Consider the following 15,859-nt stretch of genomic DNA (forward strand, 5'->3'; position numbering starts at 1 on the left):
TGACCACTAACCTAGGGAGAGTTACTTTCCTTTCGTAAGTACGCACTTGGGAGTGCGTACCGCACCCGGAAGTGAGGACCTCCATGGCCACGCAGACCGCCGCCGCCCGCCGCGCCGACGCCCGCGCCGCCTACGACGCGTTCCTCCGGGAGTGCCCGACCAGCCATCTCCTCGCCCGGATCAGCGACAAGTGGGTCGGCATCGTGGTCGGGGTGCTGCGGGACAGCGGGTCCGGCAGCCTCCGCTACAGCGACCTCGGCCGCGCGATCCCCGGCGTGAGCCAGAAGATGCTCACCCAGACCCTCCGCTCCCTGGAACGGGACGGCCTGGTCTCCCGCACCGTCACCCCCTCCGTCCCGGCCCGCGTCGACTACGCGCTGACGCCGCTCGGCGCCAACCTCGCCTGCCTCCTCTCCCAGGTGAAGGCGTGGGCGGAGAACCACTTCGACGAGGTCCACGCGGCCCGCACCGCCTACGACGACGAGGCGGCGCCGGCCACCGGGCCGGACGCCGGGGCGGACACCATGGTGGCCGCCGGAGCGGGCACCGGGCCGGCCTCGTAGCGCTCCCGCGGGCGGAAAAGCAGGCCCGCCCGCGCCCCCGACGGTGGCATGCTGGGGCCGTGAACGGACCCGACATCCACCTCACCCTCGCCCCCGAGCTGCGGCTCTTCGCCCCGCCGGCCCGGCGGTCCGACCGCATCCCGACCCCGACCGACGGCGCCTCCAGCCTCGGCCACGTCGTGGAGTCCTTCGGCGTGCCGCTCACGGAGGTCGGCCGACTGCTCGTGGACGGGCAGGAGGTGCCGGTCTCGTACGTTCCGCAGGCCGGTCAGCACGTCGAGGTGCAGGGGGTCGTCCGGCCCCAGGAAGTTCCCGGCGCCCCGCTCCGCTTCCTGCTCGACGTACACCTCGGCACCCTCGCCCGGCGGCTGCGCCTGCTCGGCGTGGACGCGGCGTACGAGAACGAGGACATCGGCGACCCCGCCCTCGCCACCCGCTCGGCCGCCGAGCGGCGGGTGCTGCTCTCCCGGGACCGGGGGCTGCTGCGGCGCCGCGAGATCTGGGCCGGCGCGTACGTCTACAGCGACCGCCCGGACGAGCAGCTCCGGGACGTGCTGGGGCGGTTCGCGCCGCGGATGGAACCGTGGACCCGGTGCACCGCCTGCAACGGGGCGTTGCGCTCCGCGGACAAGGCGAGCGTCGGCGATCGCGTGGAGGGCGGTACGCACCGCTCGTACGACGTCTTCGCGCAGTGCTCCGAGTGCGAACGCGTCTACTGGCGGGGCGCGCACCACGCACGACTGGAGCGCATCGTCTCCGAGGCGGTCGAGGAATTCGGCGGCCTGGGCATCACCCGCCAACCGACGCCGTAGCCCGGCCGTTGGGCCGGCCGGGGTGGGCTCGGCGGAGCCGGGCCCACGCGCTGTCCACAGGTGTGGATATCGTCCCGCCCCACACCAGGCGCCGGATCAGAAGGCGTAGATGTCGCCCGTGTCCAGCGCCAGCACGGCATGCTCGTTGTTGGCCAGGTTCCGGTCCGTCGCGCCGCCGTTCCACCAGGTGTCCACCCGTACGGTGACCTCCGACGGCCGCTCCTTCAGCCGGAGCACCAGCGCGATGTGCCGGCCCTGCCCGTGCAGCGGCAGCGCGCCCGTCTCGCACACCACCACCCGCGGCCCCGACCGCGCACACCCCTCGGCGAGCGCCTGCTCGGCGGCCAGGTCCGCCGACAGGCGCAGCCGCAGCGTGGCCGCGGGCACGGCGGCGGGACCCTCGTTCTCCGGGATCAGCAGTACGGCCAGCCGGCCCCCGGTGAGCGAAACCCGCCCGTGGTACGCCACATCGGCCTCGACCTCGGCCGCCGGGCCCACCCCGGCCACCGCCGCAGGCCCACGGGCTGCCACCGCCGCAGGCCCACCGGCTGCCGCCGCCGCCCCGGCCGAAAGCGCCACGGCCGTCACGGCCACCGCCCCGGCCACCACCGCACCACGCACCACTCCACCGCGCACCACCGCACCACGCGCCGCACCACGCACGGCCTTGCGCACCGCTCGACGAACGCCCACCGCGACCACCTCCACCCGCGGACGCTAACCACCCCATCGGTCCGATCATCGGACCGTCACACGAACGAGGTCAGGTCGTTGCGCCAACCGCGCACGCCCCCTTCCCCCCGGTATGGAAGTGTTTCCGCCATGCTGATCCTCCGCTCCACCGCCCTGTTCCTGCTCGCCGCCCTCCTGGAGATCGGCGGCGCCTGGCTCGTCTGGCAGGGCGTGCGCGAACACCGCGGCTGGGCCTGGATCGGCGCCGGGGTCATCGCCCTCGGCCTCTACGGCTTCGCCGCCACCCTCCAGCCGCAGGGCGACTTCGCCCGCGTCCTCGCCGCGTACGGCGGCGTCTTCATCGCCGGTTCGCTCGCCTGGGGCGCGGTCGCCGACGGCTACCGCCCCGACCGCTGGGACGTGACCGGCGCCCTGGTCTGCCTGGCCGGCGTAGCGGTAATCATGTACATGCCCCGGAGCCGCTGACGTCCGGCCCGCCCGCCTATCCTGGCCTGGACGGACGTACAGCCGTACAGACGTACCAGGACCGCACACGCACGCGGGGCCCACAAGGTCACGCAGCAAGGCCACCGAGGAGCGAGCACATGAGCACGGCCACCCGCACCGCAGTAGTCACCGGCGCGAGCAGCGGCATCGGCGCGGCCACCGCCCGGCAGCTCGCCGCGGCCGGCTACCACGTCGTCCTCACCGCCCGCCGCAAGGACCGCATCGAGGCCATCGCCGAGGAGATCCGCGCCGCCGGACACTCCGCCGCCGCCCACCCCCTCGACGTCACCGACCGCACCGCGGTGGACGCCCTCGCCGCCTCCCTCGACCGCTGCGACCTCCTGGTCAACAACGCCGGCGGCGCGATCGGCGCCGAGCCCGTCGCCACCGGCGACCCCGCCGACTGGCGCACCATGTACGAGACCAACGTCATCGGCACCCTCAACGTCACCCAGGCCCTGCTGCCCGCCCTGGACGCCTCCGGCGACGGCACCGTGGTCGTCCTCTCCTCCACCGCCGGGCACGCCACCTACGAGGGCGGCGCCGGCTACGTCGCAGCGAAGAACGGCGCCCGCGTCCTCGCCGAGACCCTCCGCCTGGAGATCGTCGGCCGCCCGGTCCGGGTCATCGAGATCGCCCCCGGCCTGGTCAAGACCGACGAGTTCGCCACCACCCGCTTCCGCGGCGACAAGGAGCGGGCCGCCAAGGTCTACGAAGGCGTGGCCGAGCCCCTCACCGCCGACGACGTGGCCGAGACGATCACCTGGGCCGTGACCCGCCCCAGCCACGTCAACATCGACCTCCTGGTCGTCCGCCCCCGCGCCCAGGCCTCCAACACCAAGCTCCACCGCGAGCTCTAGGGATCATCGGCCCTGGTCCGCCGGACGGGCCCCGGCCCGCCACCGTACGGACACATGACTGCGGCCCGGCCCGGCCCGCCCCCCGAGGCCGGCCCGGACCGGACCGCGGTGTCCTCGAAAGCACGGCCGCCCGGGCCGTGAAACCGGCGCCGCCGGCCATTGCACTTCCGAAATCCGGGGCCGACCGGACGGTCACACCAGCCCGGCCGCCTTAAGGTGCGGCATCAGCGCGGCCGGCTTCAGCCCGGCCGCCTTCGCCGCGTCCAGCGCGCGCCGGAGGTCGGCACCCAGCGTGGGCGTGAAGTGCAGCAGCACCACGTCCCCCGACTTCAACTCCGGCGTGGGCGGCGGGACATCGCCCCACGTGGTGAAGTCGTGCGTCCAGGTCACCAGCGCCTTCACCCCGCACGCCTTGGCGGCCAGCCGCACCTCGTCGTTCACCGCCCCGTACGGAGGCCGCAGGAGCTTCGGCGCGCGCCCGAACACGCCCTTCAGCTGCTCCCCCGCCCCGCACACCTCGGCGTCCTTCCCGGCCGCATCCAGCGCGGTCAGATCGGGGTGGTTGACGGTGTGGTTCTCCACCGTCGCCCGGCCCTCCTCGACGAGCCCGGTGAAGTACTGCGTGTCGTACGACGTCGCCCCCGGCAGCAGGAACATCGACACCGGCACCCGCTCCTCGACCAGAGTCCGCGCCACCGCCGGATCGTGGTACCACCCGTCGTCGATGGTGATGAAGACGACCTTCTCCTGCGTGGGCACCTTCGCCACGACCGGCGGCAGCCCCACCCCGGCCTCCGCCGGCCCGACCATCCCCAGGCTCAGCGCACAGGACGCGAGCACGGCAAGAACCACACGAGATCTCCGCATGCGCCACACCTTGGTCTAGACCAAACTTCCGGTCAACCCCCCATGCCTGGACCGGAGTTCGCACTCCGCGCCCTTCGGCGCCCGTATGGGTGAACTCGCACGGAATGTCGGCGGCCGGGGATACGCTCACGGAAGCGTGAGCCTCGAAAAGGATGAAGCTATGGCCGTGATACAGCACGAGACCACGATCGCGGAGGCCGCCGACCGTCTCTCCAAGGAGCTTCCCGGACACCGCGTGGAGATTCTCCAGGGGAGGCTCATCGTGACACCGCCCGCCGACGGCCCCCACTCGGAGACACTGACGTGGCTCATCGAGGCGTTCGCCGCAGCAGGGGCCAGGAAGGCCGGCATCAAGTATCTGCAGGCCATCGGCATTCGGCTACCCACCGGCGACGATGCCGCCATTCCGGATCTCTCGGTGGTCGACGCGGACTACAGGGACGCCCACCTGGTGAGCAACTACTACGCTCCCCATGTGTTCCGCATGGTTGTTGAGGTGACCTCGTCGAACTGGGCCGACGACCTCGGCCCCAAGGTCGACTGCTACGCACAGGCCGGGATTCCCGTCTACCTCATCGCCGACCGCCGCCACGACGAGGTGATCCTCTACACCGACCCGCGCGAGGGCGAGTACCGCTCCCGCAAGCCGTTCAAGCGCGGCATGTCCGTCCCCCTCCCCGAGTCCATCGGCATCGCCCTGGACCTCCCGGTGGACCGCCTCCTCGACGGCGACGAGGACTGACCCCGCCCGGAGCCGCGCGCACCACAGCACCGGACCGCGGCCCGCCCCGGTCCGACCCACCCGACCAGACGGAGGAGCCCGGACCCGGTTCACCCGGGTCCGGGCTCCTCCATTCCCCCGACGGCTGCGCCCGCTGGGCGGTGGTCAGCCCTTCACGCAGATGACCTGCTTGAGCTTGGCCACCACCTGGACCAGGTCGGTCTGCTGGTGGATGACCTGGTCGATCGACTTGTAGGCGCCGGGGATCTCGTCGACGACGCCGGCGTCCTTGCGGCACTCCACACCCCGCGTCTGCTCCGCGAGGTCCCGCGCGGAGAACCTCTTCTTCGCCGCGGTCCGGCTCATCTTCCGCCCCGCTCCGTGCGAGGCCGAGTTGAAGGACTTCTCGTTCCCGAGACCCTTCACGATGTACGAGCCCGTACCCATCGAGCCCGGGATGATCCCGTACTCTCCGCCGCCGGCCCGGATCGCACCCTTACGGGTGACCAGCAGGTCCATCCCGTCGTAGCGCTCTTCCGCGACGTAGTTGTGGTGGCAGTTGATCTCCTGCTCGAAGGAGACCTTCGCCTTGCGGAACTCCCGCCGGACGACCTCCTTGAACAGGCTCATCATCACCGCGCGGTTGTACTTCGCGTACTCCTGCGCCCAGAAGAGGTCGCTGCGGTACGCGTCCATCTCCGGGGTCGCCGCGAGGAACACCGCCAGGTCCCGGTCGACCAGGCCCTGGTTGTGCGAGAGGCCGCGGGCCACCGAGATGTGGTGCGAGGCGAGTTCGTTGCCGATGCCCCGCGATCCCGAGTGCAGCATGAGCCACACCGAATCGGACATATCAACACAAAGCTCCACGAAGTGATTTCCCTGGCCAAGGCTTCCCATCTGCCTCATGGCCCGGTCCCGCCGGAACTTCACCTCGTCCGCCAGGTAGTCGAACCGCGTCCACAGGTCGTCGAACGCCGTCGCCCCGAACCCGTACAGCCGCCCCGGGTCCACCGCCTCGCGGTGCATGCCCGTGCCGACCGGGATCGCCTGCTCGATCTTCGAGCGGAGCTTGGACAGGTCGCCCGGCAGGTCGTTCGCGGTCAGCGAGGTCTTCACCGCCGACATGCCGCAGCCGATGTCCACCCCCACCGCCGCCGGACAGATCGCGTCCTTCATCGCGATCACCGAACCGACCGTCGCACCCTTGCCGTAGTGCACGTCCGGCATGACCGCCAGGCCCTTGATCCACGGGAGGGTGGCCGTGTTGCGGAGCTGCTGCATGGCCTGGTCCTCGACCGTCGCCGGGTCCGCCCATATCCGGATCGGAACCTGCGCCCCAGGCACCTCTACATACGACATATCGTCCCCACAGCCCTTAAATCCCCATGAATCAAAGATAGATCTGATTACGCAAAAAGCCTCGCTCTTGGTCCCAAACAGGACAGGGGACCGGCGTCAGCACCAGCGCGTGCGGTAGACATTGTGTCCAGCCGCCGCCTCACCGCGGCAACGGATTTTCCGACCGAGGGAGCGACAGGACGTGCAGCGCAAGGCAGTACGGCTGGCCCTGCCGGGCCTCGCGATGCTCACCCTGCTCGCCGCCGGGTGCACCGGGGGCGACGGGGACAAAGCCGGTGACGGGGACGCCAAGAGCGGCGCCAAGGCACCGGCGGCCGCGCCGCCCGGCAAGTACCGGATGCTGCCGATGCCCTGCAAGGCCGTCGACGGCAAGCGCCTGAAGGCGATACTGCCCGCCGCGCCCACCCTCACGGACGAGGAGAAGGGCCAGCTCTACGCCGGAGTGGCCGACACCTCCTACGACAGCGACCGGCGCGTCGGCTGCCGCTGGAAGACGGAGGACGCCGGCACCACCCGGCTGCTGTTCGTGGGCTTCGAGCGCGTCGTCTCCTACGACCGCGCCACCACCAGCGACGACGACAAGGCCCACCAGGTGTACGAGCGCCAGCTCGTCGGCGCCGGCCTGCCCGCCGCGGCCACCCCGACCCCGGGCGGCTCCGGAGCCCCGACAGGCGCGACGCCCGGCACCGCCGCGGGCACCTCCCCCGGCACGAAGGCACCCCCCGCCACCGGCGCTCCCACCCCGGCGGCGTCCGCCCCCGGAACGGCCCCCGGCACCACCCCGGGCTCCACCACCGCCGGTACCCCCACCCCCGGCACGAGCACCGGAACCGCTCCCGGCGCCACCCCCGGCACCGTCACCCCCGGCTCCCGCCGGCTCGACGACCTCGCCGGCGAGGCGTTCCTCGACGACCGGCTCGCCCCCGCCGCGGGCGCCACCGCCCCGCAGTCCCGCACCGTACGGATCGTGTTCCGCACCTCGAACGTCATCGTCACGGTCGACTACGCCGTCCAGCCGACGACCCTCGGCGCCGTCCCGTCGAGCGAGGAAACCCAGGAACTGGCGCGCGAGTTGGCGGACGCACTGGCCGACCGGTTCAGCGACTGACGCCCCCTCCGGACACCCCCGGCGTGACGGCGCGCACAGCAGCGGGTCACCCGGTCGGGCTACGGTTGCGGGGTCCCGCCGACGAGTCATTGAAGGAAACATGCACCGATCAGCCTCGCGCCTCACCCGCGTTCTCGCCTGCGCAGCCGTCCCGGTGATCCTCACCGTGGCCGGGTGTTCCTCCGATTCCGGCAAGGGTTCGGGCTCCGGCGACGACAAGAAGAAGTCCGGTTCGTCCGCTTCCGCCTCCTCTGCTCCCGGCGGCGGCGCCAAGGCCTCCGCCGAGCCGAAGCTGGAGAAGGCGGCCTTCGACAAGCTGCCCGAGCCCTGCAAGGTGGTCCAGGCGAAGACCATCGAGACCCTGGTCCCCGAGGTCAAGGACAAGAACGGCACCGCGACCAAGTCGAACGACCTGGCCAGCCGCGGCGGCTGCTCCTGGAACGGCCTCGACGAGGACGGCCTCCAGGGTTCGAACTACCGCTGGCTCGCGGTCTCGCTGGTCCGCTACGACTCGCAGGCCGCCCTCGGCAGCGGCAACCAGCGTGCCGGCGAGCAGTACACCAAGCAGGTCGAGGCGGCGAAGGCCTCCCAGGGCGCGGAGAACGTCAAGGCCGAGGAGGCCGGCGGCGTCGGCGACCAGGCCACGAGCATCATCTACACCACGAAGAAGGACGGAGTGGACTTCTTCAACACCACCGTGGTGGCGCGCACCCAGAACGTCGTGATCGCCCTCGACTACAACGGTGCCTCGTACGAGGGTGCGAAGGCTCCCGACCACGCCAAGCTGCTGGAGAGCGCGATCAACGCGGCCAAGGAGGCCGTGGGCACGATCGGAAGCGCGAACCAGCAGCCCCAGCAGTAACTCCGGGCGGTCACCCGTACTCTGGCCCCTGCCAGAGCTCGTTTCAGCGGATAGGGAGAGGGGGTCGCGGGTGGCCGCGATGCAACTGACTCGAACCCACCGAATACTCATCGGTGTGGTGATCGCCGGTGCGGTCGTCATCGCGGGAATCGGTTTCGCGGGTTCGTACGCGGCGGTCCGCGCGCTGGCGCTGAAGAAGGGCTTCGGCGACTTCTCGCTGGTCTTCCCGATCGGCATCGACGCGGGCATCTGCGTGCTGCTCGCGCTGGACCTGCTGCTGACGTGGATCCGGATCCCCTTCCCGCTGCTGCGCCAGACCGCCTGGCTGCTGACGGCCGCCACGATCGCGTTCAACGGCGCGGCGGCCTGGCCGGACCCGCTGGGCGTCGGCATGCACGCCGTGATCCCGGTGCTGTTCGTGGTCACCGTGGAGGCGGCCCGGCACGCGGTCGGCCGGATCGCGGACATCACCGCGGACCGGCACATGGAGGGCGTCCGGATCACCCGGTGGCTCCTCTCCCCCTTTCCCACCTTCAAGCTCTGGCGCCGGATGAAGCTGTGGGAGCTGCGCTCCTACGAGCAGGCGGTCGGCATGGAGCAGGACCGGCTGATCTACCAGGCCCGTCTGCAGGCCCGTTACGGGCGGGCCTGGCGCCGCAAGGCGCCGGTGGAGGCGCTGATGCCGCTGCGGCTGGCCCGGATCGGCGTACCGCTGTCCCAGACTGCGCCGGAGGGCCTGGCGGCGGCCGGCATCGACCCGGTGCTGCTGCCCCCGGCCCCGACCCGCCCGGGGCTTCCCTCGGGCGCCGGGGCGGAGACGGAGCCGGCGGCGGCCGGTGCCGGTGCCGCTGCTGCCGTGGCGGCTGCTGCCGTGTCTGTGCCCGCGGGATCGGATGGGGCGCAGGCGTACGGGAACCCCGGCGGTCCCGGCTCCGCACCTCTGACGGACCCTGGCCAGGGCACCCCCGCCGGTGCGGCGCAGACCTCCGGGTCCCCGGCCGGCGCCCAGCCGGGCGTGCAGGGCGTGCAGGGCGTACAGGCCGCACAGGGTGCCGCCCCGACCGGCCCCCAGGGCCCGCACCCGCTCGCCCGGACCGGGGCCGAGGCAGCCGGCCCGCAGGCGCAGCCCACACCCGCACAGGTGGCGCAGGCGGCCCAGCAGGCCCATGCAGCCCAGCAGGCGCAGCAGCAGGCGCAGCAGCACCAGGCCGCCGCCTTCGCCGTCGACCCGACCGCCATGCCCGCCGCCCACGACAGCGCGTGGTTCGCCGGGCCGAAGGCTCCGCAGGCGGGCTACCAGGGCGGCTACAACCCGCAGTACGTCGAGGGCCTGGAGCCCATCCCCGTGATGCCCCCGGCCGGCCCGGCCGGGGAACCGGACGGAACGGCCGCCGCCCCGCAGCCCGCCCCCCAGCCGGTCCCGGCCACCGGCCCCGGCCAGGGCGAGCAGCAGCAGCTGCCCATCCCCGGCCCGCGTGCCGAGGACGAGCCGGACACGATCAGCGAGCAGGAGTTCGGCGAGGCGGCGTACAAGGTGCTCCGCACCTTCCTCGCCGAACACGGCAACTTCCCGACCCCCGAGGCGCTGGAGATACACCTCGCGGACGGCTACGGCGTCACCCACCCGCGCAGCGCCTCGCTGCTCCGCCGGATCATGCCCGAGCTGCGCCACCGCTACGAGCGCGAGGCCGAGGCCGAGCACATCGCCTGACGCCGCCCACACCGCCTGACCGTCCGGGCAGCCGCCGTACGGAAGCCGTGCGAGCGCCGTAGGGAAGCCGTACGCCATTCCGGCGACCTCGCGCATACCTGCGCGCCGCCCCGGGGAGTCCGTTCCCCGGACAGCGCGGCAAGCGCAGGAAAGAGGGCAGACAGGTGCAGGCAAGCGTGGGCGACCGGCTGCTGGTGCACGGCCGGATCGTCGGACAGCACGACCGGACGGCCGAGGTGATCGAGGTACTCGGCGAGAACGGCTCCCCGCCCTACCGGGTGCGCTTCGAGGACGGCCACGAGACGTTGATGTCACCGGGCCCGGACACGGTCGTCCGCCACACCGACTGACGGACACGAGCAGCCGCCGAGCGCGGTGAGGGCCCGCACCCCCGTCCGGGTGCGGGCCCTCATGCATGGCAGGTCCGGGGACCGGCCGCGTTACGCGGCCAGCAGCTTGCGCACCCGGTCCGCGCCCACCGCCAGCAGCAGCGTGGGCAGCCGCGGCCCGGTCTCCCGGGTCACCAGCAGGCGGTAGAGCAGGGCGAAGAACTCGCGCTGCGCGACCTTCAGCTCCGCCGTCGGCTTGGCGTCGGGCTCCAGGCCCGCCATGACCTTCGGCACGCCGTAGACCAGCGTGGTCAGGCCGTCCAGGGACCAGTGCTCGTCCAGGCCGTCGAGCAGCAGCTCCAGGGAGCGGCGGCCGTCCGCGTCGAGCGAGGCGAGCAGCTCGGTGTCGGGCTCCTCACGGACCAGGGTTCGCTGGTCGGCCGGGACCTGGGTGGTGATCCAGTTCTCGGCGCGGTCCAGGCGCGGCCGTACGTCGTCCAGCGAGGCCAACGGCTGCGTCGGGTCCAGGTCGGCCAGGATGCGCAGGGTCTGCTCGTCGTGGCCGGCGGTGATGTCGACGACCGAGGCGAGCGTGCGGTACGGCAGGGGGCGCGGGGTGCGCGGCAGCTCGTGCGAGGCGACGCGGACGGCACGGGTGTGCGCGGCGGCGTCGGCCGGCAGCACGGAGCCGTCGGCGACCTTGGCCTCCAGCTTGTCCCACTCGTCGTACAGGCGCTGGATCTCCTGGTCGAAGGCGATCTTGAAGCTCTGGTTGGGCTTGCGGCGGGCGTACAGCCAGCGCAGCAGCTGCGGCTCCATGATCTTCAGCGCGTCGCCCGGGGTGGGCACCCCGCCCTTGCTGGAGGACATCTTGGCCATGCCGCTGATGCCGACGAAGGCGTACATCGGGCCGATCGGCTGCTCGGCACCGAAGAGGTGCACGATCTGCCCGCCGACCTGGAAGGAGGAGCCCGGCGAGGAGTGGTCGACGCCGGAGGGCTCGAAGATGACGCCCTCGAAGGCCCAGCGCATCGGCCAGTCGACCTTCCAGACCAGCTTGCCGCGGTTGAACTCGGACAGCTTGACGGTCTCGGTGAACTCGTCCTCGGTGCAGACGTAGGTCAGCTCGGTCGTCTCGTCGTCGTACGAGGTGACCTGGGTGAAGTCCTTGTTGCACGCCCCGCAGTACGGCTTGTACGGGAAGTACTCCGAGCCCTCCGCGCTGCCGTCGTCCTCGCTCGCCGCGCCGGAGCCCTCGGCGGCCTCCAGCTCGGCCTCGTCGACCGGCTTCTGCGACTTCTTCGCGGCCTTGGGCTTGGTGCGGTACTGGGCCAGGACGGCGTCGATGTCGCCGCGGTGCTTCATCGCGTGCAGGACCTGCTCGCGGTAGGTGCCCGCCAGGTACTGCTCGGTCTGGCTGATCGGGTCGTACTCGACGCCCAGCTCGGCCAGCGCCTCGACCATGGCGGCCTTGAAGTGCTCGGCCCAGTTCGGGTGGTCGGAACCCTCGGGGGCGGGCACGGCGGTCAGCGGGCGGCCGATGTGCTGCGCGTGGGACTCCTCGGTGACGCCGGGGATGCCCTTGGGCACCTTCCGGTACCGGTCGTAGTCGTCCCAGGAGATCACGTGGCGGACCTCGAAGCCGCGGCGGCGGATCTCGTCCGCGACCAGGTGCGGGGTCATGACCTCGCGGAGGTTGCCGAGGTGGATGGGTCCGGAGGGGGAGAGGCCGGACGCGACGACGACAGGTTTGCCCGGCGCACGCCGCTCCGCCTCGGCGATGACCTCGTCCGCGAAACGGGAGACCCAGTCGGTCTCGGTGCTGCTCTGGGCGCTCTGAGCCACGACACGTCCTTCTATCTCGAATGCTGCTCTTCAGGCATTCTCCCAGACGGATGGTGCCGCCCCGGGGTTGCTCCCCGCTCCCTCTTTACGCCCTTTGCGCTGCGGGGGCTGCGCTTGGTCCCGCGGGAGGCCCCGGTTTATGCCGTGAGGCCGGGGGCCGCCGCGTGGGATACTCGACTTTCGTCAGAACCGACAAGTCCGGGTCCGCGTGCACACCCGCGCACGGGCCCGCATACCGACCTCACAGGAACGGCAGCCCATGGCCTCGGTCCCTTCCCTCGCTTCGTCCGTCAATGAGCGCGTCGCCGCAGCCCTCGTCTCCGCGCTGCCGGAGGCCGGTGCTGCCGACCCGCTGCTGCGACGAAGCGACCGGGCCGACTTCCAGGCCAACGGCATCCTGGCGCTCGCGAAGAAGGCCAAGGCCAACCCGCGCGAGCTGGCGACCACCGTGGTCGAGGGCCTGGACAAGGGCGGGGTCATCGAGGAGATCGAGGTCTCCGGCCCCGGCTTCCTCAACATCACCGTCGCGGACCGGGCGATCGTCGAGACCCTCGCCGCGCGCGCCGCGGACGACCGCCTCGGCGTCCCGGTGAACGAGAACGCCGGCATCACGGTGATCGACTACGCGCAGCCGAACGTGGCCAAGGAGATGCACGTCGGCCACCTGCGGTCCGCGGTGATCGGTGCCGCGATGGTCGAGATCCTGGAGTTCACCGGCGAGCAGGTGGTCCGCCGCCACCACATCGGCGACTGGGGCACCCAGTTCGGCATGCTCATCCAGTACCTGCTGGAGCACCCGCACGAGCTGGACCACAAGGCGGCCGGGTCCGACGCGGAGGCTTCCGGTGAGGAGGCCATGTCCAACCTGAACCGGCTGTACAAGGCGTCGCGGGCGCTCTTCGACTCCGATGAGGAGTTCAAGACCCGCGCCCGCGCCCGGGTGGTGGACCTCCAGGCCGGCGACGAGCAGACCCTCGCCCTGTGGCAGAAGTTCGTGGACGAGTCGAAGATCTACTTCTACTCGGTCTTCAACAAGCTGGACATGGACATCCAGGACCCCGACATCGTCGGTGAGTCCGGCTACAACGACATGCTGGTGGAGACCTGCCGGCTGCTGGAGGAGTCGGGCGTGGCCGTCCGCTCCAACGGCGCGCTGTGCGTGTTCTTCGACGACGTCAAGGGCCCGGACGGCAACCCGACCCCGCTGATCGTGCAGAAGTCGGACGGTGGTTTCGGCTACGCGGCGACCGACCTGTCGGCGATCCGCGACCGGGTGGCGAACCTGAAGGCGAACAGCCTGGTGTACGTCGTGGACGCGCGCCAGTCGCTGCACTTCAAGATGGTCTTCGAGACGGCCCGCCGGGCCGGCTGGCTGAACGAGGACACCCACGCCTACCAGCTGGCGTTCGGCACGGTGCTGGGCGCCGACGGCAAGCCGTTCAAGACCCGTGAGGGCGAGACGGTGCGGCTGGTGGACCTGCTGGACGAGGCGGTGGACCGGGCGACGGCCGTGGTGCGCGAGAAGGCCGAGAAGGTGGGCCTGAGCGAGCAGGAGATCGTGGAGAACGGCCAGTACGTGGGCATCGGCGCGGTGAAGTACGCCGACCTGTCCACGTCGGCGGCCCGCGACTACAAGTTCGACCTGGACCAGATGGTGTCGCTGAACGGCGACACGTCCGTGTACCTCCAGTACGCGTACGCCCGTATCCGGTCGATCCAGCGCCGGCTGGCCGACGTGGCGCCCGCGGCCCACCCGGAGCTCCCGCTGGCCCCGGCCGAGCGGGCGCTGGGCCTGCACCTGGACGGCTTCGGCGAACTGGTCGCGGACGCGGCGGCGGACTACGCCCCGCACAAGCTGGCCGCGTACCTGTACCAGCTGGCCTCGCACCTGACCGCGTTCTACGACCAGTGCCCGGTCGCCCAGGCCGAGACGGCGGAGCTGCGGGAGAACCGCCTCTTCCTGATCGACCTGACCGCCCGGACCCTGGACAAGGGCATGTCCCTCCTGGGCATCCGGACGCCCGAGCGCCTCTGACGAGGCGCCGCGGACGGCGGCGTACGACGCGGAAGACACGACACGGGAGGCCCCGGCGGCATGGCTGCCGGGGCCTTCGGGTTGGGGGCTTCGATTGGTGGGGGCGGGGGTACGGCGCTGCCGTTGCGGCCCGCTCCACCCCCCGAGCCCCACCGGGCTCGGACGGGGGTTGCCCACCCGCCTCCGGGCACCGTGCCGCCAGGCAGACCGACGCAGTCGGGCGGGACCGCGGCAGCAACCGGACCCCACCGGAGGCCAACCGGTCGGTGGGCGGGGTGGTGGTGTGCCGGTGCTTCGCCCGGGCGGCGTCACAGGGGTGCCCGGGGGCTGCCCGTCAGTCCCAGTGTCATTCCGGGTCCGTCAGCCCTGTCAAGGGCGCTCCTTCGTCGCGTCGGCAAGCCGATGGCCCGTTGGGCCACCCTTGACAGACCTGACGGCCCCGGAACGACAAGGACTGTCGGGCGGCCCCCGGGGGAACGGCATGGGAGGGACCGAGGCCAGCCGTCATCGGCTTCGGCGGGCACGGGCAGCGGCTGCCGCTCGGCCGGCCGCCCTCCGGGCGGAAGCAGAATCTCTGTCGTCGGGATGACTGCACGAAAGGGTGTCCAGGGCGCGCCAGATCGCTACGTGCTCCTGTTTCTCAGCGGATCCGGCCCGTCAGGGGCCGCACATAGACCGCCATCGATCGCTACGTGCGCATTCAAAGCATGGCGGCCGACAGGCCGTCCGTACGGACGATCAGAGGAGCGGACGACCAAAGGGGTGGGCGATCAGAGGGGTGGGCGACCCGCCATCGCCGCAGACTGGCCGCCGTTTCAGTCGCCTCCGCCACCACAAGACGAGCCGCACGACGAGCCGCCGCCGTCGCCGATGTCCCACGAGATCGAACGCCGTCGCTTCTTCGCCGGCTTGCCGCGCCCGCGCAACACCTGCAGAAGAATCACGATGAAGACGACCCCCAAGAACGCCAAGTGCTCCATGTCTTCAGCCCCCGTTCGGTTCGGTTCTGTGAGGGGGATCCCCCACCCACCCGTCACCCCAAGCATGGTTTGAGCAACTCCAGAGCTTCCACTCCACCTCACCGCCCTCCCCGCCCACCTCGGGCGGCAACTCCTGCCCTGATCCGTGCATCAACCCCATCCCGCCCGTCGGCCGCCGAGACGGCCGGAGCGCGTAGCGATCAATGGCGAGCTGCCTGCCGCCCTCTCCTCGGCCCGAGCACGGACGGCCTGTCGGCCGCCATGCTCTGAATGCCCACGTAGCGATCGATGGCGGCCTATGTCCGGCCCCTGACGGGCCCAATCCGCCGGGAAACAGGAGCACGTAGCGATCTGACGCGCCCTGGGCGTCGTTTTCGTGCAGTCATCCCCTGAACGGGAATCCTGCATCCGCCCGGAGGGCGGCCGGCCGAGCGCAGCCGCTGCTCGTGCCCGCCAACGCCAGAGCTCAGGGGTCCTCGGTCCCCCATGCCGTTCCCCCGGGGGCCGCCCGACAGTCCTTGTCGTTCCGTGACGGACGTCGGGGTCAAGGGTGGCCCAAAGGGCCATCGCCCAACGGGCGACGCGACGAAGGAGCGCCCTTGACGCCGACGGCCGGCACGGAAGGACA

General features: G+C 71.6%; 14 protein-coding genes and 1 pseudogene. 10 read left to right on the plus strand and 5 right to left on the minus strand.

Going from position 1 to position 15,859, the window contains the following annotated elements; genetic code table 11:
• Positions 1-83: 83 nt before the first annotated feature.
• Together AB0O36_RS08155 and AB0O36_RS08160 are read left to right on the plus strand one after the other, a co-directional pair.
• Positions 84-497 (plus strand): annotated as a pseudogene (locus AB0O36_RS08155) (helix-turn-helix domain-containing protein); the annotation flags it as partial.
• 125 nt (positions 498-622) lie between these two features.
• The gene (locus AB0O36_RS08160) at positions 623-1,375 is read left to right on the plus strand and encodes a Mut7-C RNAse domain-containing protein (protein ID WP_365105786.1); all 753 of its coding nucleotides are present in this window, start codon (positions 623-625) and stop codon (positions 1,373-1,375) included.
• A 96-nt stretch (positions 1,376-1,471) separates the two neighbouring features.
• Here the strand turns inward: AB0O36_RS08160 and AB0O36_RS08165 are convergent, their stop codons facing one another.
• Positions 1,472-2,068 carry a hypothetical protein gene (locus tag AB0O36_RS08165; protein ID WP_365105789.1) on the minus strand — a complete coding sequence of 199 codons (597 nt, stop codon included), beginning with the start codon at positions 2,066-2,068 and terminating at the stop codon, positions 1,472-1,474.
• A gap of 129 nt (positions 2,069-2,197) precedes the next feature.
• Here AB0O36_RS08165 and AB0O36_RS08170 point away from each other — a divergent pair, with 129 nt between their 5' ends.
• Positions 2,198-2,533, plus strand: coding sequence for a YnfA family protein (locus AB0O36_RS08170; RefSeq protein WP_365105792.1), 336 nt, complete (start codon positions 2,198-2,200; stop codon positions 2,531-2,533).
• 119 nt (positions 2,534-2,652) lie between these two features.
• On the plus strand, positions 2,653-3,414 hold the full coding sequence (locus AB0O36_RS08175) for an SDR family NAD(P)-dependent oxidoreductase (RefSeq protein ID WP_365105794.1): 762 nt from the start codon (positions 2,653-2,655) through the stop codon (positions 3,412-3,414).
• 192 nt (positions 3,415-3,606) lie between these two features.
• Here the strand turns inward: AB0O36_RS08175 and AB0O36_RS08180 are convergent, their stop codons facing one another.
• Positions 3,607-4,281 carry a polysaccharide deacetylase family protein gene (locus tag AB0O36_RS08180; RefSeq protein ID WP_365105797.1) on the minus strand — a complete coding sequence of 225 codons (675 nt, stop codon included), beginning with the start codon at positions 4,279-4,281 and terminating at the stop codon, positions 3,607-3,609.
• Positions 4,282-4,417: 136 nt separating this feature from the next.
• On the opposite strand from AB0O36_RS08180, the gene AB0O36_RS08185 reads away from it, so the two are divergent.
• Positions 4,418-5,023: a Uma2 family endonuclease gene (locus tag AB0O36_RS08185; protein ID WP_365105799.1), complete on the plus strand. Its 606-nt coding sequence runs from the start codon at positions 4,418-4,420 to the stop codon at positions 5,021-5,023.
• Positions 5,024-5,167: 144 nt separating this feature from the next.
• Here the strand turns inward: AB0O36_RS08185 and AB0O36_RS08190 are convergent, their stop codons facing one another.
• A complete protein-coding gene (locus AB0O36_RS08190; protein ID WP_365105801.1) occupies positions 5,168-6,361 on the minus strand; it encodes an RtcB family protein in 1,194 nt (397 codons plus the stop codon).
• 181 nt (positions 6,362-6,542) lie between these two features.
• Here AB0O36_RS08190 and AB0O36_RS08195 point away from each other — a divergent pair, with 181 nt between their 5' ends.
• The 4 genes from AB0O36_RS08195 (at position 6,543) to AB0O36_RS08210 (ending at position 10,392) form a co-directional block, all read left to right on the plus strand.
• Entirely contained in the window at positions 6,543-7,469 is a 927-nt protein-coding gene (locus tag AB0O36_RS08195; RefSeq protein ID WP_365105804.1) for a DUF3558 domain-containing protein, read from the plus strand.
• A 100-nt stretch (positions 7,470-7,569) separates the two neighbouring features.
• Complete coding sequence (locus AB0O36_RS08200; RefSeq protein WP_365105807.1) at positions 7,570-8,331, plus strand: DUF3558 domain-containing protein; 762 nt, start codon at positions 7,570-7,572, stop codon at positions 8,329-8,331.
• A 70-nt stretch (positions 8,332-8,401) separates the two neighbouring features.
• The gene (locus AB0O36_RS08205) at positions 8,402-10,042 is read left to right on the plus strand and encodes a DUF2637 domain-containing protein (RefSeq protein ID WP_365105810.1); all 1,641 of its coding nucleotides are present in this window, start codon (positions 8,402-8,404) and stop codon (positions 10,040-10,042) included.
• 164 nt (positions 10,043-10,206) lie between these two features.
• The gene (locus tag AB0O36_RS08210) at positions 10,207-10,392 is read left to right on the plus strand and encodes a DUF1918 domain-containing protein (protein ID WP_365105812.1); all 186 of its coding nucleotides are present in this window, start codon (positions 10,207-10,209) and stop codon (positions 10,390-10,392) included.
• A 90-nt stretch (positions 10,393-10,482) separates the two neighbouring features.
• On the opposite strand, the gene lysS is transcribed toward AB0O36_RS08210, so the two are convergent.
• Positions 10,483-12,216: a lysine--tRNA ligase gene (gene lysS / locus AB0O36_RS08215; protein ID WP_365105815.1), complete on the minus strand. Its 1,734-nt coding sequence runs from the start codon at positions 12,214-12,216 to the stop codon at positions 10,483-10,485.
• 259 nt (positions 12,217-12,475) lie between these two features.
• Here lysS and argS point away from each other — a divergent pair, with 259 nt between their 5' ends.
• Positions 12,476-14,251, plus strand: coding sequence for an arginine--tRNA ligase (argS, locus tag AB0O36_RS08220; RefSeq protein WP_365105818.1), 1,776 nt, complete (start codon positions 12,476-12,478; stop codon positions 14,249-14,251).
• An 815-nt stretch (positions 14,252-15,066) separates the two neighbouring features.
• Here the strand turns inward: argS and AB0O36_RS08225 are convergent.
• Positions 15,067-15,231, minus strand: coding sequence for a hypothetical protein (locus tag AB0O36_RS08225; protein ID WP_365105821.1), 165 nt, complete (start codon positions 15,229-15,231; stop codon positions 15,067-15,069).
• Positions 15,232-15,859: the final 628 nt, after the last annotated feature.

The sequence above is a fragment of the Streptomyces sp. NPDC089799 genome, from assembly GCF_040684755.1.
Taxonomy (GTDB): Bacteria; Actinomycetota; Actinomycetes; order Streptomycetales; family Streptomycetaceae; genus Streptomyces.

Coding starts and splice junctions, on each gene's coding strand:
- argS (WP_365105818.1), top strand. CDS start 12,476: ATGGCCTCGGTCCCTTCCCTCGCTTCGTCCGTCAATGAGCGCGTCGCC.
- AB0O36_RS08225 (WP_365105821.1), bottom strand. CDS start 15,231: ATGGAGCACTTGGCGTTCTTGGGGGTCGTCTTCATCGTGATTCTTCTG.
- AB0O36_RS08190 (WP_365105801.1), bottom strand. CDS start 6,361: ATGTCGTATGTAGAGGTGCCTGGGGCGCAGGTTCCGATCCGGATATGG.
- AB0O36_RS08175 (WP_365105794.1), top strand. CDS start 2,653: ATGAGCACGGCCACCCGCACCGCAGTAGTCACCGGCGCGAGCAGCGGC.
- AB0O36_RS08180 (WP_365105797.1), bottom strand. CDS start 4,281: ATGCGGAGATCTCGTGTGGTTCTTGCCGTGCTCGCGTCCTGTGCGCTG.
- AB0O36_RS08200 (WP_365105807.1), top strand. CDS start 7,570: ATGCACCGATCAGCCTCGCGCCTCACCCGCGTTCTCGCCTGCGCAGCC.
- AB0O36_RS08170 (WP_365105792.1), top strand. CDS start 2,198: ATGCTGATCCTCCGCTCCACCGCCCTGTTCCTGCTCGCCGCCCTCCTG.